Here is a 22666-nt window from a genome sequence, read left to right as displayed (position 1 = left end):
ATGAACTTTTCTAATTTCCACTGATAAAGCTCTTATTTAAACGAGGTGAAGTGGTTAATACACTTCCTAAATGCTGTCATCAATCGTAAAATGCCGAACTTTATCGAATTTGGATGGTTATTTAAAAACGAGGGTGTGCAAATACTTAAATACCAAATGAATTATAACGTAAAGAGGTACCTATGATAGATTGGGGGAGCTCTTCCTTTTGGACCAAGAGCAGTCAAGTGAAATTTTTAAGGCTGTACTACAGTATGGACTGCAGGAGCACCATTATGATATACAATTGTCCCGCACCAGCTAACGATAAGAAAACATTACAAAAAATATCAAACAAAATTAAATGCCCCGATAAAAGGCTCTAGATCAAGCACCAATCTTGTTTTTTTAATGAAGACGAAAAACAGAATCCGCAGTTATGCAGACAATCAGCAACTATTTACCAGTTATTTATAGACATCTATAGGCCACAGTAAGCTAATCCAGCTTAACCATGTTTAATCCCACTATATCCTGTTTTATCCGTTTTGACGTAACTTTTTATTAACGTTAAGCTTTAAAAGAATGAAAATTAAAAATTAAATTAGGTGGTGGGAGCATTAAAACGTTAGAAACGGCTGAGAAGCCAATTGTTAAAAAGGAACTTCTTTTTAGGAAACCGAACAAGGAAGATGGGGCAGCTGTTTGGGAACTGATTAAGCAGACTAGCAACCTCGATTTGAATTCTTCTTACAGCTATATTATGTGGTGTGAGATATTTTCCGAGACATCCATTGTAGCGATTGAAGAGAGAGGTTATGTTCGAAAGCCTGTTGCATTTGTATCTGGATTTATTCATCCGGATAATCCCGACACATTATTTATTTGGCAGGTCGCTGTTCACGCATCACAGCGGGGACAAGGGTTGGCAACTCGAATGCTGAATCAGCTTTTAGAGCGTAAGTCTTGCGAAGAAATTCAGTATATTGAAACTACTGTAACAACGTCGAATACAGCTTCGAATAATTTATTTATTGGTCTTGCGAGGAAACATCAAGCCAATTATAAGATCAGTAAATACTTTGAATCGGAAATCTTTCCAGAGGCTGAAGATGAAACTCATGAAGAAGAATGGCTTTACAGAATAGGGCCTGTGAATAAATAAAAAATGATAAGGGATGAGTACTTTGACAACTGCAGTAATGGATAACGAGAAAATGAAAACTTTTGAAGAATTGGAATCAGCAGTAAGGAGTTACAGCCGCGGATGGCCGACGGTTTTTGAAAAAGCGAAGGGCTATCGATTATGGGATACAGATGGAAATGAGTATATTGATTTCTTTGCCGGGGCGGGTGCATTGAATTATGGGCACAACAACGATACGATGCAAGATAAATTAATCGAGTACATACAGGATGATGGGATTCTGCATAGCCTCGATATGGGAACGACTCCGCGAAAGAAGTTTCTTGAAATGTTTCAGGAAACCATCCTTAAACCTCGAAACCTCGACTATAAAATTATGTTTCCAGGTCCAACCGGGACAAACACGGTAGAAAGCGCACTTAAAATTGCGAGAAAAGTAACAGGACGTGAAACGGTCATCAGTTTTACAAATGCTTTCCATGGCATGACGATCGGGTCTCTCTCCGTAACAGGTAATTCAACGAAGCGAAAGGGTGCGGGAATTCCGTTAAACCACACAGTGTCAATGCCATTTGATCAATTCGTTGATGATCAAGACACGACTCTCTATTTGGAAAGTTATTTAGAAGGAAGCAGTACTGGTGTTGATTTGCCGGCTGCAATTATTCTAGAGACGGTGCAAGGGGAAGGCGGCATTAATGCTGCTCGGATGGAGTGGCTGAAAAGAATCGAGGAAATCTGTAAACGTTTTGATATTCTATTGATTATTGATGACGTGCAAGCGGGTTGCGGAAGAACTGGAACATTCTTTAGCTTCGAACCAGCTGGAATTAACCCTGATATTGTCTGCCTGTCTAAGTCAATTGGCGGAATCGGCCTACCGATGGCAATCACATTGATTAAGCCGGAATATGACCAATGGACACCAGGTGAGCATAATGGAACATTCCGTGGAAACAACCTGGCATTCCTCGCTGCAACAGAAGCGTTAACTTACTGGGAAACAGATGATTTTTCCGAAAATATTATGGAGCGTGCAGACTTCTTGAAAGATACTGCCGAATCCATTGTTGAAAAATATCCAGAATTAAAGGCTGAAGCGCGGGGGAGAGGACTGATGCAAGGGATCGCAGTGCATGTCGATGGACTTGCGGAAGAAATTTGTGCTGAAGCATTCAAGCGCGGTTTAATCATCGAAACATCTGGACCGAAAGATGAAGTCGTGAAATTCCTTCCTCCATTAATAATAGATGAAGAAGGGTTAAGCAAAGGATTAGAAATTCTAGAAGCTAGTATCAAGCATGTACTTGCTTAATTTTAAAATAGACGCAAAAGGAGAAGTAAAACATGATTGTAAGATCACTTGAAGATATTGTAGGGACGAAAGATGATGTAGCAGATGGGAATTGGAGAAGCCGCAGATTTGTTTCCGCACATGATAGATTAGGATTCAGTGTAAATGATACGGTAATTAAGGGCGGTACGAAAAACTATTTCTGGTATAAAAATCATATCGAAGCTGTCTATGTCATAGAAGGGGAAGGGGAGATTGAGCAGATCGAAACCGGTAAAGTTTGGCAGCTGAAGCCAGGAACGATTTACGTACTGAATGAAAATGACAAACATGAAGTACGTACGAAAACAGACATGCGCATGGTTTGCGTATTTAATCCACCGCTTGTCGGGACAGAAACGCATGATGAGGATGGGATTTATCCGGCGTTGACATTGGAGGATATTCAAAAATAAACGTCAAAAAAGGAAGGGGAATTTTTTCGAATCTCCCTTCCTTTTTTAGGGTTAATTAATTTCAATTTGTTTCGCTGAGCCGCTATCATCCGGATTTGCTTTTGGCAGCTTAACTTTCAGGACACCATCTTCCAAACTAGCTTCCACTTTATCCTGATCGATATTTTCTACGTAGAAGGAGCGCACAAACTCTCCAAAATGGCGTTCTTGGCGGATCACTCGGTCGTTTTCATCCCGTTCTTCCATCTGATCATCACGCTTTGCCCGGATGGTAAGCTGATTGTTTTCTAAATTGATTTGAATGTCATTTTTGGAGAATCCTGGAAGATCAGCTTGCACGACGTAAGCATCCTTGCTTTCCGTGATGTCTGTTCTGAGTGACTGAAAATGATTCTTGCCAGACGGAAGGAAGTCTCGATTGAACATATCCTCGAATGCTTTCGAAAATTGCTCCATCATATTCTGACTTCTGTTGCTGTACGGTCTTAGATCAAACATATTCCATTCCTCCTTAAATCATTTATTCCAATATATGTATACCCTCTTGTCCAATGTTTAAACATCCGAGAAAAACAAAATGTGCCTTGCCGGCTCTCTCAATCTCTATTTATTGATGCTGAATCAATAAATAGAGTGGGGAGTTAATAGTAGAGTGCCGGCAAGACACAGGCCTTAGTATAACAGATTAAGTAAAAAAATGGAAATTGGGCTGTGGAGTAATTTTTTAATGTAAACGTTGACACTAACCATAAAGTATGGTAAATTATAATTGTGATTAAATAAGTTAACTTAATTTTAAGGGATGTAACCTTAATTGGGCATAACCTGAATTGATATGGAAGCGCTGTACGTGCGTTTTCATACAGTTCGGGTTTTTTTATTGCCGAAACCGTTATGTATGCATAAGGAATCAATTGTCAAAGGAAGAATGAGAGGTTTTAGTATTAGGAGGTCATTTTATGAGTAAAGGCGTTAAAATTGTCACGATAGGGGGAGGATCAAGCTATACTCCGGAGTTAGTCGAAGGGTTTATTAAGCGGTATGTTAGTTTGCCAGTTCGTGAGCTTTGGTTAGTCGATATCCCGGAAGGAAAAGAGAAACTGGAAATCGTTGGTGACTTAGCTAAGCGAATGATTAAAGAAGCTGGATTGCCAATCGATGTACATCTTACTTTAGACCGCCGGGAGGCATTGAAAAATGCAGACTTTGTAACAACCCAGTTACGTGTCGGTTTACTGGAAGCGCGTGCGAAAGATGAACGTATTCCTTTAAAATATGGTGTAATTGGACAAGAAACTAATGGGCCAGGTGGACTATTCAAAGGTTTAAGGACGATTCCAGTTATTTTAGATATCGTTAAAGATATGGAAGAACTCTGTCCGAACGCATGGCTAATTAACTTCACCAACCCAGCAGGAATGGTGACGGAAGCAGTTCTCCGCCATAGTAATTGGAAGAAAATCGTCGGTCTATGTAATGTCCCAGTCGGAATGAAAATGGGGATTGCCGACCAATTAGGTGTTGAGCCAGAACGAATTCATGGCTGGAGGTGCGGAGGAACATTTTAATAAGGTTCGGCCGCTTTTTGAAGCAATGGGGGAAAACATTGTTTATGTAGGTGACAATGGTGCTGAAATTGGCAAATCAAATTATTGTTAACGTAAATATAGCTGCACTATCCGAAGCGGTTGTTTTGGCAAGTAAGTCAGGCGGTATTCATGTGTATACAAATTGGGATGAAGCGTCGATATTAGATGGTTTCCAATCGGATGAGAAAATGTTTTTTATTTTAACGAATTCACGGGCATTTTCAAAAGAGAAGACGGAGCAGGTCCATAAAGATATTACGAATCGGGTTCAAAGAGTATCGAAGCAATTTAATAAGCCTTTTCTTATTATTAGTAGAAGTGATTCTACGCTTCGGGGACATTTCCCGCTTGAAACAGAAACGATTAATGCAACACTTGGAAACAGCGCTGATGGTGAAATTATCATTCCGTTCTTCAAAGAAGGTGGACGATATACGATTGAGAACATTCACTACGTGGAGAAAGACGGTGCATTAGTTCCGGCTGCTGAAACTGAATTTGCAAAGGATCGGACATTTGGCTTTACGAAAAGTCATCTTGGCGAATATGTGGAAGAAAAATCTCAAGGCCGATTTAAACAGAAAGATGTAACCTATATCGCACTTGACGATTTACGCGCAGTAGATATTGAAAAAATCACAGAACAATTAATGGGAATTGAAGGTTTTAATAAAGTTATTGTTAATGCTATTTCTGATGATGATTTAAAGGTATTTTCAATTGCACTTACAAAAGCAATTGAAAACGGTAAGCAATTTTTATATCGGACGGCAGCATCCTTTACAAAAATAATTGGGCATATTTCAGATAAAGATTTATTGTCCAGTGAGCAGGTGATCCTTGGAAGCAAGAAATCAGGTGGATTAATTATCGTCGGCTCCCATGTAAATAAAACAACTCAGCAACTGAATGAATTATTAAAATTAGATGCTGTTAGGCCGTTTCTGTTGTGTTATGATGATAATAAAATTTTCTGTTAATAATGAGGGGGATAAATATGGAAGTACCATTAATTCTGACTCAATTTCTAGATCGAGCTGTCAAACTTTACGGGGATAAGAAAGCAATCATTAATGATGATCGTGTATATACCTATCGCGAACTAAACGAACGTGTCAATCAATTATCACGTGGTCTTAGCGAGCTTGGAGTGACAAAGGGTGACAAAGTGGCATATCTTGCACCAAATACGGTTGAGATGTTGGAAGGATTTTATGGGGTTTTCCAGCTTGGAGCAGTTATGGTACCTCTAAATATCCGTTTAACATCAGAAGATTACCTATATATACTAAATCATAGTGAATCTAAGATATTATTCATTGATCAGGAATTATATCATTTAATCGCACCAATCAAAGATCAACTGGATACCGTAGTAGATATTATTGTTCATTATCATGACGGAAGCTGTGACGAACGGGACTATGACGAGTTTTTACGTTCTTATTCAAATAGGGAATTTGAGCGGGAATACGTAGAGGAAACGGATATCTGCAGCTTGCTTTATACGAGCGGGACTACTGGTAATCCAAAGGGAGTGATGTTAACCCATCGCAATAATTATCTTCACGCTTTAACGAGTATGCATCATTTAAGGGTTGACGATGAGGACGTGCTGGCTCATGTGTTACCAATGTTTCATGTAAATGGTTGGGGCTCTCCTTTTTATTATACAGCAAACGGTGCAACCCAAGTTTGTTTGAGAAAGGCGTCTTCTGAAAGTATTGTTGAAGCGATTGAAAGGCATGGGGTTACCGTGATGCATATGGCACCGACAGTCTTAAATTCTTTGTTACAGTATTATGAGAACAATACTCCTATATTTAACCAGAATATACGGGTGGTTATTGCTGGCTCTGCGCCTCCACCATCGTTTGTTACAAGGGTAGAAGAGGAATTGGGCTGGGAGTTTATTCAAGTCTACGGTATGACGGAATCCACTCCTTTAACTACTATCTCAACGATTCGTTCTCATTTTCAAGATCTTCCACAAGAAGAACAATACCGGATAAAAGCGAAGTCTGGTGTTCAAATGATTGGAACAGAGATAAGGGTTGTTAATGAATTAGGTGAAGAAGTTGCTTGGAATGCTAAGGAAGTCGGTGAACTTATTGTTCGAGGCAACGGGGTGATGAAAGGTTACTGGAAAAATGAAGAAGCGACAAGAAAAACGATACGTGACGGATGGTTATATACTGGGGATATGGCCAATGTAGATGAAGAAGGAAATATCGAAATCATTGATCGGAAAAAAGATGTCATTATTTCTGGTGGGGAGAATATTTCTTCAATAGAAGTAGAAGGAGCCTTATATGAACATCCGATGGTTTTAGAAGCGGCTGTCATTGCTGTCCCACATGAAAAATGGGGCGAAACACCCTACGCATTTGTGGTATCGCGAGAGGGAGCAGAAGTTACGGAAGAAGAATTGATTCAATTTTCTAGAGCTAAACTTGCTCATTTTAAAGCAATTACAGGTGTTACCTTTGTAGATGAGCTTCCTAAAACTGCATCAGGAAAAATACAAAAAGTCCGGCTGCGGCATGATTATTGGGAGTCAGTAGGTAAGAGTGGAAGGTTTGTGAATTAGAAAGTCTTTGTTATTTTAAAGGTAGTAACTGGCATCTCTACTTGAATTCCCTAGTTAAAAAGTATATCATACAAATGAACTATATATTTGCAGCTTCTATAAAGGGAATGGAGGAACGAATCTTCATGTGGCGCAGCTTTCGTATTAAATTAGTCGTTACGATGGTTATTTTTGCTGCAGTAATAGCTTTTGTTATTGCAACAATCAATCATAAAAGAATATCAGACCAGGCTATTCAAAATAATGCATTTCAATTGGAAAGCATTGAGGCTACGGTAGAGTATTCCTTAAATACAATAGATAAAGCCTATTATTATTTTGATAACGATGTAGCGGAGAAGATGAAAGCGAATACAAGGGAAATGTTAGAGCTTTATGAAAATAATCCAGCCGTCGATACGTGGGATATACAAAATTTAAAAAAGAAATACGAGATGGACGTGTATTTCATTAATCCGGACAATGTCATTTCACATAGTTCGATTGAGAATGATATCGGGATGGATTTTAATGAATGTTGTGGCAAGCTTGCTAAGATACTTGACACTCGGAGGGAAGCTGGTGCATTCTACCACGATGGAATGGACATTGCTCAAGCAACCGGCGAGATAACTAAATACAGCTACATGGCGACTCCTGATAAAGAATATATCATTGAGCTTAGTTATTCCTTGCAGGAAGGGGATATTTTCAAGGATTTTAATTTCCTAACAGTGACCCATGATTTGGAAAAAAGTTACCCATCGATTAATGAAATAAATATACTGAATCTAGGTGGTCTTGCATTGGGGGATCCTGCAGAAGAGTCGAAATTATCGCCGGAGCGGAGAGCCGCTTTTGAAGAAACATTAGCTGAAGGAGAAACTACTGAAGTTCGCACCTTAAACGATAAGGGCGAAGCAGTCATTTATCATTACGTGCCCTACGATTCTGGCTATGATTTTGGTTCGACACAGAATAAAGTGGTTGAAATAGCTTATAACGAACAGGAACTTGAATCTATTCTTAAAAGGCACAAGGAATCATTTATTCTGCAACTGGCATTTATTTTAGTTATAACAATTATAATCGCTCTTATTATTTCAAAATGGGTGTCCCGTCCGATGTACATGGCGTTCCATGATAGCTTGACGGGCTTAAGGAATCGGGCGGCATTTGAAGAGGATTTAGATGGAGTTTTGTGTGAGAGTGAAGGTGAAACAGGATTATTAATGATTGATCTGGATCATTTCAAGTCTGTTAATGATTTGTTCGGACATGCAGATGGGGATGAATTATTGAAAAACATGGCAACTTCTATTCAGTCGACTATCCATTCAGAGGGGAAGGCTTATCGATTAGGCGGGGATGAATTTGCGATTGTACTTCAAAATACGAACCGAGATAAAGCAGAATTAGTCGCAAAACAAGTTATCACTGCAGTGAATGAAGCTGTAACAGAGTATTACAAAACAAGAGGTCTTGATTTAACAGCAAGCATTGGAATTGCGCTAGTTGATGATGAAGTAAAGGACGTGAGTGAGATTTACAAGCGGGCAGACCGAGCATTGTATGAGTCAAAGGGAAGAGGGAAGAATCAGTATCGGGTGTATGGGTAGAAATATAAAAGGAAACAACTATCCTACTCTTCCGGCAAATCCCAATATACCGTATGTAATTAGGTTTTCAACCCTATTTTACCAATGAAGGTAGTGGACCGCTTATACTGTTTGCCCTATTATTTTTTGCTATTGCTTATTATATTTCTTTAAATCCTAAGAAGATAGTTGACCGTGTGGGACAATTGCTCACACCAATTTTACTTGTTGCTCTAGCTATTTTATTTGTGCGTGCTTTTTTCCTTTTAGAAAATGTAGGACAAATCATCGGGTTTGTTCCGTTCTTTGATCTAGGTTTAGGCTGGATTGTTCCAGCGTTTGCCGGTGCAATTGTTGGATATGTTATGGACCGGTTTGTGACAGGTCACAAGGAGACAGTGGCTCTTGATAAAAAAGTAAGCTAGGTTGAACGAGACAGCTTTGGGAGTAGAGATATATAATACTAGTTAGAGGACAAAGCCGTCATGCTTATGGTAGTGTATGATGTAACTTGAATTATTGGCAATATTGAAGGAGGAATTTTAAGTGGGCAAAAAATATACAGGTTATCTCGGTAGTTACACAAAGAAAACGAGTGAAGGAATTTATCGTTTCACCTTGGATACCGAACAGAAAAAGATAACAGACGTAGAAGTGGCGGTTAAATTGAATAATCCGACGTACTTAGCTGTAAGTCATAATAATGATTATGTTTATGCTGTTTCTCAGGAAGGTGAGGAGGGAGGTATTGCGGCCTTTTCTGTTTCAAATGGCAACTTAGAAAAATTAAACAGTGAAGTAACAGCTGGTGCCCCGCCTTGCCACGTGAGTGTCGATAGTAGGAACCGTTTAGTTGTCGCGGCGAATTACCATACAAAACAAGTGGAAACATTCCTCACGAACGAAGATGGCTCCATCCAGGCTCCAAAGTCTGTAACTCATGAAGGAAGCGGCCCCCATGAGCGTCAGGAAAAACCGCATCTCCACTTTGCAGGATATACGCCAGATGAGAAATATGTTGTAGTTGTGGATCTCGGCAGTGATACGATTACAACTTACTCCCCGAATGGAGATGAATTACAAGAAGTTAATGTGTTAACTGTAAAAGCCGGCAGTGGTCCGCGCCATATTGCATTCCACCCGACAGCTCCCTATGCTTATGTAATGACAGAGATAAGCAATGAGGTTATTGTGCTTAAATATGATGAGAATACGGGATCATTTGAAGAAGTCCAGTATGTAGCAACAATTCCAGAAGATTTTACGGAAAATAACCAAGGAAGCGCAATCCATTTATCTTCCGACGGGAAATTTGTGTACGTAGGTAATAGAGGCCATGATTCCATCGCCGTTTACCGAATTGCAGCGGATTATTCGGTCGAGCTGGTTAAGTATACACATACAGAAGGAAACTGGCCGCGTGATTTTGTACTCGATCCTAGTGAGCAATTTATTGTAGCTGCAAACCAGGAAAGTGGCACATTAACATTGTTTGAAAGAGATAGTGAAACAGGAAAACTAACCCTACTGCAGAAAGATGTAGAAGCACCAGAAGCGGTCTGCGTTAAATTCTTGCATGCTTAATTGATTGCGTAACTAAAAAGCTTGGCACGTTTCCTAATTATGACAAGAAAAAGTGGAAACATGCCAGCCGATGATAATCGAGGTAAAAAATCAAGTATTATATTTGATTTTTTACCTTTTCCATTATTTTTGTTCAATATTTCACAATTTGTCTACAGACTATCAATGTGAAAAGGTGTACAATATAATTGAAAGGAAAAATATTAAAGAAAAGGTGGTTATCATCATGCCCCAGAGTATATTTAAAGCAACTGCACATCTGGAAAAAGGTGTTCAAGTGAAGGTGAAATCTAGGGATTTTGAAATTACGGTTGATGAGCCTAAAAGTTTGGGCGGGACAGATACGGGAATGAATCCGGTGGAAATGATTCTAGGAGCACTTGGTGCTTGTCAAGCTATTACCGCCGCAACGTTTGCTGGAAAACATGATATGACGTTCCATAATCTTTGGGTAGAGCTGGAAGGTGACCTTGATACAGACGGATTTATGGGGATATCTGATGTTCGTAAAGGTTATTCAGAAATTCGTTATAATATTCATATCGACACAGACGAACCACGAGAAAAAGTTGAAAAATTCATTGAGTTTATCGAAGCAACCTGTCCCGTTGGTGACACCATTGCGAACCCAGTAACAATGAAATTGAATAAAGTTATTATTGAAAATAAATAATTCACCTTTTACAGTAAGAAACCCTCTGGTATAGTGAGTGAAACTAGTAATTCATTATAATTGTGAATGCGATTCCAAGATTTTTTTCGAGTAGAATAGAGCGTTTCATCTTTAATCGCCCGTTTGTCCTAGATTCGACTTCATTTCGGTTGATTAGAGGGGTTCTAATCACCTGAATAAGTCAGCATAGAAATCGTTCGGTCGATTAGAGGTGCTTTAATTCCTCGAAGAAACTAGATTAGAGTTCATTCATGCAATTAAAGGTAGTTTAATCCCTCGAAGAAACTAAGATTAGAGTTCGTTCACGCAGAGGGGTCTTATCAATTTGTGAAAAACTTTCCTTGTTCGATTCCGCCGTCCAGTAAAGCTGCACATTTATTATAGTAAGCTCATCAAGCATTATTTAAAGTCTTCTTGTACAGTGATGTAGAGTAATTTTTAAGAAGAAAAAACAATAGTAAAAAAGCTTTCTTCCAAGTTCGTAATAGATCTATTGGAAAGAAAGCTTTTTTACCTGAAAAAATCATTTATCCTCTAAAAATATCCTTGCTGCCATAAAAATTAATCTCTATCCTAAATACATCATTAATTCCTGCATCATATCAGGAACCAATGCTTCCTGATAACCTGCTTTTTTCTTTCTTCTTAATTCATTCGCGACTGGTATTAATGCAGAGGATGTGATCGAAGCTAACTTTTGGATACGCTCGGTGGATAGTTCTACCTCTGTGATCGATTTTTTGTACGATTCCAGATCCATTTTCCAAATCCGCACATTACTTGGGTGCCGGAGCAATAATCGTTCCGCTATATTTAAACCTTCTGGATCAATGTCACCTGCATAATGGATTGTACATCCTTCTTGCACGAGTAAGTCGATTAGAACAAGACCTGCTAATTTAAATTGTCCATGCGTGCACAGCAATGGAACACTTGGAAGTTCGTCAATCAAGCTTGAATAGACACCCGAGTTCTCAACAATCCAAACATCGCATCCATGGTTAGCTGGGTAAGCATGTGATAAATCGACTAATTCCCGAAGTGGAACATTCATGACGCTATGTGTTTCTGCGGCTGCCTGCCACATTGGATGAATACCACTTTCTGTTTCACCAATGATGTTCGCGCATGTAACATAATTCGTTATATCATCCCTTAAAATTCGATGAGATAATAGCAAATCATTTATCCCTTCGCTGGTCGATGGAATAAATACGTTCCCGTCGTTCATGGAGTAAATGGACAGCATATGAATAAACAGTCGTCCTAAGTTTGTATTTTGGTCAAATGCATGTGGATCACGAGTGATACGTTGACTGAACAACGGTAGTCGTTCATATTGCTCAGGTAAATGTGTAATTGCTTTTTCCAAGCGTTCCATCCATTTTATAAAGCGAGGTTTAGACTCTTCTATTAACCGATAAATCCAGTATGTATCAGCCGGCTTTTTTCTGACATGGTTTAGCCAATCACGTAGTGCAGGGAAATTATCATTCAGTTGAATGAAAAATTGCCGGGTCTCTTCATCTTGTTTCTCTTTCATTTCCTTTTTTGAAAGAAGGGTTTCCCCGAAATACGCTTCGAGTAACGCTTTTAAATGGACTCCTTCAAATCTCGTTGATTGTAGCTGTTGCTCAAATTTCTCAAGGGAAACATTGCCCTTCCTTCTTAATTCTTTATCTGTTACACCTAAAAATCGTGCGAGTGCATCTAATTCTTCATCTGAAAAATATTCTAATCTAACTGTACCGCCAATTCTGCCAAGAGATTCATATTTTTTCTTAAAAAGAGAAAACAAGCGACGAAAATAATCTCCGTCGCTAAAATAAGCTAAAGCTTCTTTCATCATCATTGTGTCACCTTCATGTCGCTTTCTTCATCTGTTTCTATTTTATCAAGTTCGATGCGTTTATTTCCATCCCAGTAATAGCCCATGACGCCGACGAAATCTGCATTCTTCGGTCTTAGAAGTTCATAAATGGAAAGCTCACTGATCGTATCATAATCTCCCCAAAGCACTTGCGAGTTCATCATATAATCAAAACCTAATTGCTCCACAATCTCAAACATTTCCCTAATATTATTTTCGTCCACTCCAGCAAAAGCTTCGTCTAGCGATATTATATAGGGTGCCTCCGGATCAGCCTCCAAGTAGCGCGAATAGCAAGCAGTGAACAGAGGAATATACATCGCCATCGCTTTTTCACCACCACTGAATTTATAAAACTGATTATTTGTCAGTTCACGTTTATTCTCTCCTTCACGGCGGAAATAGAGAACAAAGGAGAACCATTTACGATAATCAAGCACTTCTTTCAACACTTGAAGGAATGTCTGTAATTCATTTTCATTTTCGGCTACTTCTTTTGCTTTTTCTATTTTGGAGCGAAAATGCATAATAATTTTATCTCTATCTGTTTCTTTTAAAAGCTTGGCATCCTGTCTTAGTAGATGGACAAGATCAACTGTATCCATCTCAGTCTCCGAATCGGCTGTTCGGGGCTTCCACTGGATAGAGAAGGATAAGCCGGATGAGGTGTCGCGAGATTCCATTAATTTTTTCATTTGCTTCACCCATTGCTCTGCTCGGCGGATTCGTGCACGCAGCTTTTGCCCAACGGTATGGAAAAGGATTTCTTCATATAGTGCTCTGTCCTGATCGTCAAGGAAACTTTCTTGACGAGTTTGTTCCATTTCTATTTGCTGTTTAAGCATCGAAGGACTCATCTGTTTTCCAAGATGATTCAATTCAATAAGCTGCCGGGACATTTTTTGTTTCCAATTATCAATATGAAGTTTCTGCTCATCGCTTGTCTCGATATTCATCCATTCAGGTGTCTGGTAGGGTGCACTGAAGCTGTTCAGACGATATTCCATTAAGTCGCCATGCTGTTTATAATATTCTTTTGTCAGCTGTTCTAAAATTTTAGGACGTTCTTTCTCTTTTAAAAGATGTCCAAATTCGTTTGTAACTTTCCTAGCAGCCTCATGTGCAGGTTGATCATTTCCAGAAAGTACGAATTCCCGATGCAATTCGCTTAAGAAAGACTTCTCCCAAGTTTCCTTCAGGTGCAACCAGAATTGAACGGTTTGTCGGACATGTGTGAGCTGTTCATCGATCTGTTTTCGTTCTGTTCGTTTAACCGGCAGCTTTTCCTTCGTTTTATCGAGGGCATGATCGATTTCTTTTAACATGTCTTGTACTTCATTGATCTGTTTACGAATATCCGTTTCTCCGTGTTTTTCAAGTTCGAGTTTGATTTGTTTTAAGTTTCCTTCGAGCCCTTTAATCAAGTCTTCTGCTATGTTGATGTCTCCTTGAATTTCCAATATTTCTTCTGTCAATTCGCGAAGTTGATCTTGTTTATCCTGATATTGAAGAGAAAAGTTAATGTACTGGATATGTGATTTCTCTGTTTCGGATAAATCTTTTTCATAACGCTTCATTACAACGATTGCTTCTTGAAATGAAGAGAGACTCACTTCTAAATTATAACTCCTCGTTTTTTCATCAATGGTACGTTTTACAGTTGTATATTCCGCATATATTGTCTGGATTGCAGTAGTTAATATTGCGATCTGTCCATTATGGTGATTGATCGTTAATCGAACATCTTTAATCTGGTTGAAACTTTCAGCTAAGTCTTTGTCGGGTGGAAAAGCAGCAAGTCGCGTGCTCGCTTGTTTAATTGCTGTTTCTATTTGTTCGATTCTGCTGTCCAGGGATTGTTTTTCGTTTTGTAAAGCATAGATTTCTTCCTGGATGCGTTCGATTTGTTCTGCTTGGTATCTTTTTCTTGCATTTTTACCGATATACCGAACATTTTCCACCGGGAGAGCATGCCCTTTGAGAAGTCCTATTTTATAGTTACCTTGTTCATCTACGGAGAAATGAGTTTCACCGCTTTCATCGATTAAAATACTTCTTAATATATCATCAACTAAGCTCGTTGCTAGTTTGCTGTTTGAATCAAGGTCAGGTTTTAAATAATTAGCGAGCGTGTAAGCCATCATCTGCGGATCCGCAGTCAGTACTTTATCATGTTTTATTTCGATATCTTTTTCTACAATCAATGCGTTCAGCATACCGCTATCAATTAATGCAGCTTCAATCCGTTTCTGAAGTGACGGTTCGACATCATCATGAAATTCAACCGCTGCATATAACGGGCTGTAGGCAATCCCCATTTCTGTTAGTTGCTGCCTAGCTTCTTTCGTTAACGGGTCAGTAGCTGGCTCGGGATCTTTTTTCGACTTCCATTCAGCCAGTTCTGCTTCCTTTGCTTCGAGCTCTTCTATTAATTGATTTTGCATGAAACGAAGCTCAGACAGTTTTTCTCGTTGGCTCTGTTCATATTGATATGTTGCTTGGCGGAATGGTTCCTTTATCGTTTCATAGGAGGTATCCTCATATAAACTTTGCAACGCACGAGCAGTTTCCTGCATAACTTCATCTGGAATATCAAGCCAAGATGTTTCATTTACCCAAGTGTGGATTTCATTCAATTTTATCTCTTTATCCTCTTCGAAAAGTCGTACCCATTCCTGTTCTTGATACAGGGCGTCATCCAATTTTTTATTTTCATCTGCCAATTGTTTGTTTTTTTCTTGGTATTTCTCTTTTAATGCTTCAAATTCTCTTAATTTCTCTTCTATCCATTCAAGATTCGACAAATGGTTGCCTGCTTCTTTTTTCCATAAGCTGAAATCAAAGGTTGCTTGCCCGTGACGTTTAAAATCTTGTTCATTTATATGATGAGATTCCGTAAACGCAGCTTCTTCCGCGTCATTTACAAGATCGGTCAGCTTGTCTTTGATGTCTTTTTCTTGACTTGCAATAGTTGTTTCTAGTTTCTGTAAATCTATTCTTAGATTATGCTCTCGATTTCGCCTTGTTTGCAGTTGATCCGTTTTTCTGCGGTGTATCGCAGTTTCTTGTGTAAGTTTATTTTCTATTTCCGCACGTTCCTCTTCCAAGTTCCAAATTTTATGGGAGCGTAATCGCTTTTCTTGCGCCATATAGGTGGATTTTTTTAATTCTAGTTCTTTCCTGTCTACTTCCAGCTGCTCGATTTCATTTATTAGCTGTTCTTGTTTCAATTTGGTTTCCTGTTCATTTTCTTGCTCTTTTGCCAAACGTTTTTCGGCTTGTAAATATTCATGTGCCTGTTCGGCGAGTATATATTCATTATACGTTTGATAGAATTTATTTAAGCTGGTGATGGCAACTGCTTCCCGGTCTAGTTGTTCAATCTGCTGTTTTGTCTGATCCATCTGTTCAATCGTATCCGACAGATGACGCAGATCTTCGTCGGACAATGGGGGAAGAGCGGCTTCTAAAATTTCATAGATGACGGTCGGTTTAAAGTCTTTGGAAAGCTTCGGACTTCTAAGCTGGATAAGCAGCTTAATCAAGTCTTCATAAGCTTCGATTGTCTCAAAGTTGAATAGATATTTATTTACGAGCTTCGTATATTCTGATTTCGTCTGTACAACATGACCTCCATCTTGAAGAAGATTTTCGAGTTCAACGCGGGAGAGAGGGAGTTTATGTTCTTCACCCGCGCTCCGCTCCAATTTATACAGATGAAAGTCGATGGCAATCCTACGGTTATCATTTATGACAAACCCCCAGAATTTCATCTGTTTATTGCGTTTTGCTTGTAAGCCAATCCCAATTGTTAAATATTGCTCGGTGTGCTCCCGTTTAAATTCGATAAATAGGTAGCCGGTCCGTTCATCCCGATTGACGATCTCTTTTTCACCTAAAAGATAATCTTCCATCTTTCTTGCTTTGGAACCGAATGGATCTAAACGGTCAGGCGATGTTCTTCCGTCGAGAAGTACAGGGAGGAAGCTTTGCATGGTCACGGATTTTCCGGAACCGTTACTACCTCGGAGCAATAGTTTTCCATTAGAAAAATTAAAAATTTCTTCATCGTAATACCAGAAATTCAGTAACCCAGCACGGTTCATTTTCCATTTATTCATTTTAATTGTTCACCTCGAAGTCTTTAGGATAATGCCCGACCATTCTTGCAATGGCAGGTTTTAATATGATCATGTCTGAATCGGCTTCGACTGTCGCTAATTCCCAATCTTTATAGAGCTGTAAAAGTTCTTCAGCGATCAAGTTATAGGACATATCTCGATATTTTTTACTCCAGCCCTGTCCGTAAATCCCTTTTACCGTTCCTGTTATTTGGCTGAATTCTGCCATCGTTAATTTGACTTCACCAAGTGCATTAATGGAATAAGCCCCTATTTCACCACGCAGATACGTTTGAAAATGGAGCGCGACATTCATAATTGCTTTCTGGTCAGGAAATAGGGTATAGCGCTGTTTTCGTTCCGGCATGACGAGCATAGCTGCATTTTTAAATACCTCTAGTTGAAACGGTGTATGTGCTTCTAAATCTTCACGCAGTCTGTTTCTGAAGCTCCGGATATAACCGAAATCAGGATCTTCCTCGCTCTCGCGATAGACAGCGGGGGAGAAAAGCAGTTTCCGGTATACCCGTTTACGACGCACATCATCTTGATGTCTCAGCCATTCGCTCTCGAGTATTTCCTCTGTTGTTTGGTAGCAGAACAAATCATCTGGATAGGAGCGCATGAAATAGCGGGCGTAAACTGTCACTTCATAAAGAACTTCATGCTCCTCATTACCTGCAAACAATTCAATATCGCCATCGACAACTTTAATAATATCGAGTTCAACCATTTTCTTCAGTGCACGTACAAGTGATTTACGCTGCTGATAATTCGTCCAATCCAGCGGAAAATCTCCTGGATAGAGATCCTCGATTTCTTCCGTAATATCGGATAATAAAAATTGCTCCTCAACGGATCGCTGTTCGGTGAAAGACAATCCACAGCAAAAAATTGCATAATCAAGTGGCTCAGTAAAATCTTGAATTCCCATCCATCCTTTTGGAGTAACTGGTATTTTTTCCAATTTGATAAAATGTTGGTGAACGATTAAGTCAAATCCCAATTTATCGGAAATATATCGTTTCAATGTTTTTTCCCGTTCACGGATGAATTGGTATGTAGCAGGTTCTTTCGTGCGTAACACCCAAAACTGTTCAAATAATATGCTTAAAGCTTCAATTGTTTCTTCATCAAATCCGGTCTGATTCATGATGCTGATCCCTCCAGATCTATAAATTGAAAGGTTACATTAGGCATTTTGAGGACGCCGTCTTTTGCTCGTAGTAAAACTCGACCATCACGGATAACTACACGTACCTTTACACCAAGCTCTGTTTTTATCGTCCGATCTTTGCGAACCATCGCTTTACCGATCCAGGAGAGTAACAGTTTTCTAACATGGGATTCAACAAGCGGAAGATTTTCAATGTGGATTTCGTTTCCTTCAATATATTGTTCGATTAGTTTCTTCTCCTGTTGCTTCTGTTCTAAATATTGTTTTTTTAATTCTTCTTTCTTTTTGGTATTACTGGTAACTGCACCAGGTCTTGTTTTTTCCCGGTAGTTCCGTGTGATCGGTTTTGTTTCGTGTTCCATTGGTTCCTCGTCCCAGACGTCGGTATAAATGTTTTCCGTTGGGATGTGATCGATGTGGAAATGACGAGTATGTAAGACACCAAAGGCTACAGAGGAAAGCTGATGTGCTTCCTCCAAGTCTTCCAATGAGCTAAACCATTTTGCGAGATGAAGGTAATCCTTTTTCCTGCTCCGGAAATATTGATGTCTCTCCCCAAGTCGCTGAACTACTCGAGTAATCCGACGAATGGATTCGGTTGTACGTTGTTGTAACATTTCGTATTGACTTTCCCCGTGTTCGTTCCCGAGAAACCAATCTTTAATGCTTGCCCATTTTTCCTCCTGTTCTTTATATGGATCTGTTTCTTCTTGTTCTTGCTCAAAGCGGAAAACTTGATCTTTATGCTGGATGACCTTTTGAAGAAAGGCGCGCAGTTCACTTTTTGTGATTGCAAGTAAAATATCCTGAATTTGCAGGGATGTTCCTTGCAGCGCTATAATAAAGTCTCTTAAATAGGTAGTAAACTGATCCTTGTAAACGAGAAAAGCTTCCGTTTGCATTTGCTCTTCAACTTCTTCACTATTTAGGTAGGCAATATAGTCGGATGTGTTCTGGGTAATTTGCCGGAAATAGGAAAGAGTATCATCCCAAAGTTGAGCGCATTCTTCATTTTTTTCCATTAAGTTTCCTTTGATAATACGTTCAATTTTTGCAAGGGATTGATAAAGGCGTTCAAATTGGGATTTTTCAAGAGAGCCGCCAAATACTTCTCCCATGCCTTCAAGCTGGATGAGCATTCTCTCAAATTCGATGGTATAAGGTGTGGATTGGTAACGAAATCGCTTCTTTTTAAATTCTTCAACGGTTCGCGATTTACCCAATTCTTGTCTAGCTATGAGGTTTCCCCATTTCACCAGCGTGTCGAGGTCAATGTGAAGGGCTTCAATTGGATAGTCTTTGAATTCGTCATATTGAATAAGGTATTCATAGATTTCTTCTGGGAAAAGAAATTCTCTCATTCTTTCATGCTGAATAAAAAAATAACGGAGAATTGCCCGGTAGCTCCACGCCTTTTCAGCCGTCAAATAAGTTGCTTCTTTTACACGTTTAAACATATTATCACCACTCGGTTCATAGTTAGTTCTATTCTAACATGGTTCAGGTATATGTCACTACTCGAATTCTGTCGAATTGTTGTGGGAATCAGTGGAGAAGAGGTTGCCCCTAATAAGTAAATAACTCAACTTTCGCACTCTGAAAATATTAAAGTAAATCATTCTAATTAAGCGCTCCTAACCTTCGATGTTGTACCTGGCCATTATTAATTAAAAAAGTCTTCTCAAAATGAATGAATGCTTTCATTCAACGTAAGTATCTTGCTCGGCTATTATTTTAGTGCCCTGATTACCGTTCAGTTGCCCGGCGGACGGATACTTTCCCGATAAGTGAGATGAGCATGCTGAAGGGAGAATAAACCCTAGTTGTTTTCCCATTAAAGTAAGAAGAATATGCTGAAGGGAGAATAAACCCTAGTTGTTTTCCCATTAAAGTAAGATGAACATGCTGAAGGGAGAATAACCCTCAGTTGTTTTCCCGTTAAAGTAAGAAGAATATGCTAAAGGGAGAATAACCCCCAGTTGTTTTCCCATTAAGCCAGATGAAACGTTAATGGGAAAATAAAACTGACAGTTGCCAGAGGAGGCTCACTAGCCGCTCAGCAGGTGCGAGAGGTGTCGGGACTGCGGACCTCCAGATAGCCAAGGAATACATAACTGTTTCAGACTGCGAATGTTGAGTAAATAAGTAAATTCTAAGTTAACTAAATAAGAGAGATAGATTATTTAAGTTGTTAATGATATAATAAAACTTCAATGTTCAATAATTCACAATCGATTTAATTAACGATAATAACGGGGGTTTTCATATGATAAAAACAGCAATCATTACAGGTGGTGGTAGTGGCTTTGGTAGGGAAACAGCTTTAAAGCTTGCGGAGAAAGGAACAAACCTTTCTATTGTTGATCTGTCAAAGGAAAGCGGAGAAGAAACGGTAAGGCTATGTGAGGAGTTTGGAGTGGAAGCAATTTTTGTTGAAGCGGACGTGAGCATGGTGGAAGATGTTCAGCGTTATGTTGCCGAGACAATAGACAAATTCGGAAGAGTAGATTTATTCTTTAACAATGCAGGTATCTCAGGTTCAGGAGTCCGCACACTGGAATGCTCGATTGAAGAATTCCATTCCATTGTAAATGTAAACTTGAATGGTGTCTTCTATGGATTGAAATTTGTTGTGAATGAAATGCTGAAAACTGGCGGTGGTGTGATAGTGAATATGGCTTCTTTAGGACGTATGGTCGGCAAGCCAACACTTGGGGCTTTTTCTGCAACAAAACATGCGATTATTGGTTTAACCAAAACAATTGCTGCCGAATATGGCGGGGATAATATTCGTATTAATGCGATTGCACCAGGGGCGAACGAGACACCGCTGGTAAGAGCATTCCCACAGGGAGCGATTGATGCAATGGCCGAAGAAGTACCGACGGGTAGATTAGGTCAGCCAAATGAAGTAGGGGATGTCGTAGCATTTTTATTAGGCGAAGAATCATCTTATATTCATGGAGCGGTAATTTCGATTGATGAGGGAGCGGCTGCATTATAGGTGGAAATAATAGGACCTTATAGGAGCTAGTGAATAGGATCTGAAGAGAATTGTTTCGTCTGGGGCCACTCAACTAGTTTTTTTATAATGCCTTAGTGTTAATGGGCGTATTTTAATATATCGAATCAGAATTAGTGGCATATCGAAAGACACCTATACTTGATTTTTCAACCAAGATAAAGGTGTCTGATGATACATCTAAGTGGTTTGTAGACGCTATTTATCATGGATTAACGGTCTGTAATACCCCCACCTCTAAACAAGAGGGAGAGCCAAAATGTTAAGGTGGGGGATATACAGTCCGTAAATACCTGATTCTGTTCAACTAACATTCAGGGGGGAAGGAAACCCCAACTGAATGAGTTTCACTTTATGTTAAGTATTTCGTTACTAAAGCTTTAAGCATGCTTTAATACTTTCTACAATAGCTGCATGAATATCATCTTCGTTATACTGTAAAATTGGCATTGTATCTGCTGGATCTAAATAAGCATCACGGTTTTGTATCTCTGCCGTTAATTCTAGATGGATACCATGTTCTTTCCCTTCTTTTGCAGCTTGTTCATCACCTTGTATATATCCTGGCTTCATCTGCTCTAAATCGACAACTTGAACAACCGTATTTTTTTGACCTAATACTTCCGCAATGATTTCAAAGAAGGCTTTATGTTTCATATTCGTTCCAGAAATTGCATACGTTCCACCATGTTCGCCATGTTCTAAGGCGCCGATCGCTGCTTCTGCGACTTGTTTCACGGTAATCATTGCTGAACCGCCACCTAAAACTGGTACAAATTCATTACCTTGAATTTGTGGTAAAAACATTTCCCATAAAGGCTTGCGACCAGGCATTGTTCCAAATATATATGGCAGACGGAGGATCATAACGTCCATCACTCCTGATCCTTCCATGATCGCAACTTCTTCCTGTAAAATTCTAGTACGTGGATAGGATTGCTCCATTAAAGGCAAATCTGTCCATTGTTCTGCGAAATGAGCAAAATACGATCCGAATATAACAAATCGTTTAATCCCAGCTTTTCTAGCAAGACGTGCAATTCGTTGCGTTGGTAATACGTTTTCACGATAAAAGAAAGCATCAGCAGGTGCATCAGGTACAACTCTCTCGTCGACACCAGCTGCATATACAAACATGTCCATACCCTCAAATAATTTTAATACTTCTTCATCTGACATCTCATTTATATTGCCAAGCCGACAATTGACTTTTGCGGGTAATATATCCTCTGATGGCATAGGTGGTAAAGCAATTGTCGAAACTTCATAACCTCTTCCAAGTAACTCCATAACTGTGTGATATCCTAATAGACCAGTTCCTCCAAGTACAAATACATTTTTCATAAGATAACCTCCTAAAGTTTACTAGAAACTTTACTCATCGGTGAGCATTGATTCTATCTTTATTATATACGCTTAATAAGCCAAAAGCTGTGTATGATATGTGAACAATTTCACTAACCTAACTCTAGGAATTTGAAGTAAGGGATGCTTTAGCATTTTTATTCGGTGAAGTATCATATGATATTTATGGTGCTGTTGGTTAATGCTTTAGAAACACCTACATATGGAAAAGTAATCGTGAAAG

15 protein-coding genes and 3 pseudogenes are annotated in these 22666 nt (G+C 39.2%); 12 read left to right on the top strand and 6 right to left on the bottom strand.

Going from position 1 to position 22666, the window contains the following annotated elements:
• Window positions 1-577: 577 nt before the first annotated feature.
• From ectA to WKU33_RS11900, 3 genes are read left to right on the top strand one after another with little or no spacing between them, the layout of a single operon-like run.
• Window positions 578-1144: a diaminobutyrate acetyltransferase gene (ectA, locus tag WKU33_RS11910; protein WP_340454788.1), complete on the top strand. Its 567-nt coding sequence runs from the start codon at window positions 578-580 to the stop codon at window positions 1142-1144.
• A 37-nt stretch (window positions 1145-1181) separates the two neighbouring features.
• On the top strand, window positions 1182-2441 hold the full coding sequence (gene ectB, locus WKU33_RS11905; RefSeq protein WP_340454758.1) for a diaminobutyrate--2-oxoglutarate transaminase: 1260 nt from the start codon (window positions 1182-1184) through the stop codon (window positions 2439-2441).
• A gap of 32 nt (window positions 2442-2473) precedes the next feature.
• Window positions 2474-2875: an ectoine synthase gene (locus tag WKU33_RS11900; RefSeq protein ID WP_188856154.1), complete on the top strand. Its 402-nt coding sequence runs from the start codon at window positions 2474-2476 to the stop codon at window positions 2873-2875.
• Between the two features lie 51 nt (window positions 2876-2926).
• Here the strand turns inward: WKU33_RS11900 and WKU33_RS11895 are convergent, their stop codons facing one another.
• Window positions 2927-3373, bottom strand: a complete 447-nt coding sequence (locus WKU33_RS11895; RefSeq protein ID WP_340454755.1) for an Hsp20/alpha crystallin family protein — start codon at window positions 3371-3373, stop codon at window positions 2927-2929.
• A gap of 461 nt (window positions 3374-3834) precedes the next feature.
• Here WKU33_RS11895 and WKU33_RS11890 point away from each other — a divergent pair.
• The 8 genes and pseudogenes from WKU33_RS11890 to WKU33_RS11860 form a co-directional block, all read left to right on the top strand.
• A pseudogene (locus WKU33_RS11890) lies at window positions 3835-4413 on the top strand (family 4 glycosyl hydrolase); the annotation flags it as partial.
• A gap of 1 nt (window position 4414) precedes the next feature.
• A pseudogene (locus WKU33_RS19105) lies at window positions 4415-4586 on the top strand (NAD(P)-binding domain-containing protein); the annotation flags it as partial.
• A gap of 9 nt (window positions 4587-4595) precedes the next feature.
• Window positions 4596-5444 (top strand): four-carbon acid sugar kinase family protein, encoded by an 849-nt coding sequence (locus WKU33_RS11885; RefSeq protein ID WP_373290795.1) that lies wholly within the window; start codon window positions 4596-4598, stop codon window positions 5442-5444.
• Window positions 5445-5461: 17 nt separating this feature from the next.
• On the top strand, window positions 5462-7054 hold the full coding sequence (locus WKU33_RS11880; RefSeq protein ID WP_336252723.1) for a long-chain-fatty-acid--CoA ligase: 1593 nt from the start codon (window positions 5462-5464) through the stop codon (window positions 7052-7054).
• Between the two features lie 74 nt (window positions 7055-7128).
• Window positions 7129-8652, top strand: a complete 1524-nt coding sequence (locus tag WKU33_RS11875; protein WP_340454753.1) for a GGDEF domain-containing protein — start codon at window positions 7129-7131, stop codon at window positions 8650-8652.
• Between the two features lie 74 nt (window positions 8653-8726).
• Window positions 8727-9056, top strand: a pseudogene (locus tag WKU33_RS11870) (branched-chain amino acid transport system II carrier protein); the annotation flags it as partial.
• A 121-nt stretch (window positions 9057-9177) separates the two neighbouring features.
• Complete coding sequence (locus WKU33_RS11865; protein WP_188856150.1) at window positions 9178-10215, top strand: lactonase family protein; 1038 nt, start codon at window positions 9178-9180, stop codon at window positions 10213-10215.
• Between the two features lie 226 nt (window positions 10216-10441).
• Complete coding sequence (locus WKU33_RS11860) at window positions 10442-10888, top strand: OsmC family protein (RefSeq protein WP_156856363.1); 447 nt, start codon at window positions 10442-10444, stop codon at window positions 10886-10888.
• 568 nt (window positions 10889-11456) lie between these two features.
• On the opposite strand, the gene WKU33_RS11855 is transcribed toward WKU33_RS11860, so the two are convergent.
• The 4 genes from WKU33_RS11855 to WKU33_RS11840 are packed head-to-tail and all read right to left on the bottom strand — an operon-like array spanning window position 11457 to window position 19513.
• Complete coding sequence (locus WKU33_RS11855) at window positions 11457-12740, bottom strand: TIGR02679 family protein (protein ID WP_340454750.1); 1284 nt, start codon at window positions 12738-12740, stop codon at window positions 11457-11459.
• The gene (locus tag WKU33_RS11850) at window positions 12737-16879 is read right to left on the bottom strand and encodes a TIGR02680 family protein (RefSeq protein ID WP_340454748.1); all 4143 of its coding nucleotides are present in this window, start codon (window positions 16877-16879) and stop codon (window positions 12737-12739) included. Before WKU33_RS11850 ends, WKU33_RS11855 begins: the two co-directional genes overlap by 4 nt.
• A 1-nt stretch (window position 16880) precedes the next feature.
• Window positions 16881-18032: a TIGR02678 family protein gene (locus WKU33_RS11845; RefSeq protein WP_340454746.1), complete on the bottom strand. Its 1152-nt coding sequence runs from the start codon at window positions 18030-18032 to the stop codon at window positions 16881-16883.
• Window positions 18029-19513, bottom strand: coding sequence for a TIGR02677 family protein (locus tag WKU33_RS11840; protein ID WP_188856146.1), 1485 nt, complete (start codon window positions 19511-19513; stop codon window positions 18029-18031). Before WKU33_RS11840 ends, WKU33_RS11845 begins: the two co-directional genes overlap by 4 nt.
• Window positions 19514-20322: 809 nt before the next feature.
• Here WKU33_RS11840 and WKU33_RS11835 point away from each other — a divergent pair.
• Window positions 20323-21060 (top strand): SDR family NAD(P)-dependent oxidoreductase, encoded by a 738-nt coding sequence (locus WKU33_RS11835; protein ID WP_340454743.1) that lies wholly within the window; start codon window positions 20323-20325, stop codon window positions 21058-21060.
• 390 nt (window positions 21061-21450) lie between these two features.
• Here WKU33_RS11835 and WKU33_RS11830 read toward each other — a convergent pair whose 3' ends face one another.
• A complete protein-coding gene (locus tag WKU33_RS11830) occupies window positions 21451-22422 on the bottom strand; it encodes an NAD-dependent epimerase/dehydratase family protein (protein WP_340454741.1) in 972 nt (323 codons plus the stop codon).
• Window positions 22423-22666 lie beyond the last annotated feature (244 nt).

Origin of the sequence: Oceanobacillus sp. HCA-5259 (assembly GCF_037892815.1) — a bacterium.
GTDB classification, from domain to species: Bacteria; Bacillota; Bacilli; order Bacillales; family Amphibacillaceae; genus Oceanobacillus; species Oceanobacillus indicireducens.
This window is presented reverse-complemented; position numbering and strand designations above follow the sequence as displayed.

Bases quoted from the DNA above. Each gene is read 5' to 3' on its own strand.
- ectB (WP_340454758.1), top strand. From the start codon at position 1,182: ATGGATAACGAGAAAATGAAAACTTTTGAAGAATTGGAATCAGCAGTA.
- WKU33_RS11900 (WP_188856154.1), top strand. From the start codon at position 2,474: ATGATTGTAAGATCACTTGAAGATATTGTAGGGACGAAAGATGATGTA.
- WKU33_RS11895 (WP_340454755.1), bottom strand. From the start codon at position 3,373: ATGTTTGATCTAAGACCGTACAGCAACAGAAGTCAGAATATGATGGAG.
- WKU33_RS11880 (WP_336252723.1), top strand. From the start codon at position 5,462: ATGGAAGTACCATTAATTCTGACTCAATTTCTAGATCGAGCTGTCAAA.
- WKU33_RS11875 (WP_340454753.1), top strand. From the start codon at position 7,129: ATGAACTATATATTTGCAGCTTCTATAAAGGGAATGGAGGAACGAATC.
- WKU33_RS11860 (WP_156856363.1), top strand. From the start codon at position 10,442: ATGCCCCAGAGTATATTTAAAGCAACTGCACATCTGGAAAAAGGTGTT.
- WKU33_RS11855 (WP_340454750.1), bottom strand. From the start codon at position 12,740: ATGATGATGAAAGAAGCTTTAGCTTATTTTAGCGACGGAGATTATTTT.
- WKU33_RS11850 (WP_340454748.1), bottom strand. From the start codon at position 16,879: ATGAATAAATGGAAAATGAACCGTGCTGGGTTACTGAATTTCTGGTAT.
- WKU33_RS11845 (WP_340454746.1), bottom strand. From the start codon at position 18,032: ATGAATCAGACCGGATTTGATGAAGAAACAATTGAAGCTTTAAGCATA.
- WKU33_RS11840 (WP_188856146.1), bottom strand. From the start codon at position 19,513: ATGTTTAAACGTGTAAAAGAAGCAACTTATTTGACGGCTGAAAAGGCG.
- WKU33_RS11835 (WP_340454743.1), top strand. From the start codon at position 20,323: ATGATAAAAACAGCAATCATTACAGGTGGTGGTAGTGGCTTTGGTAGG.
- WKU33_RS11830 (WP_340454741.1), bottom strand. From the start codon at position 22,422: ATGAAAAATGTATTTGTACTTGGAGGAACTGGTCTATTAGGATATCAC.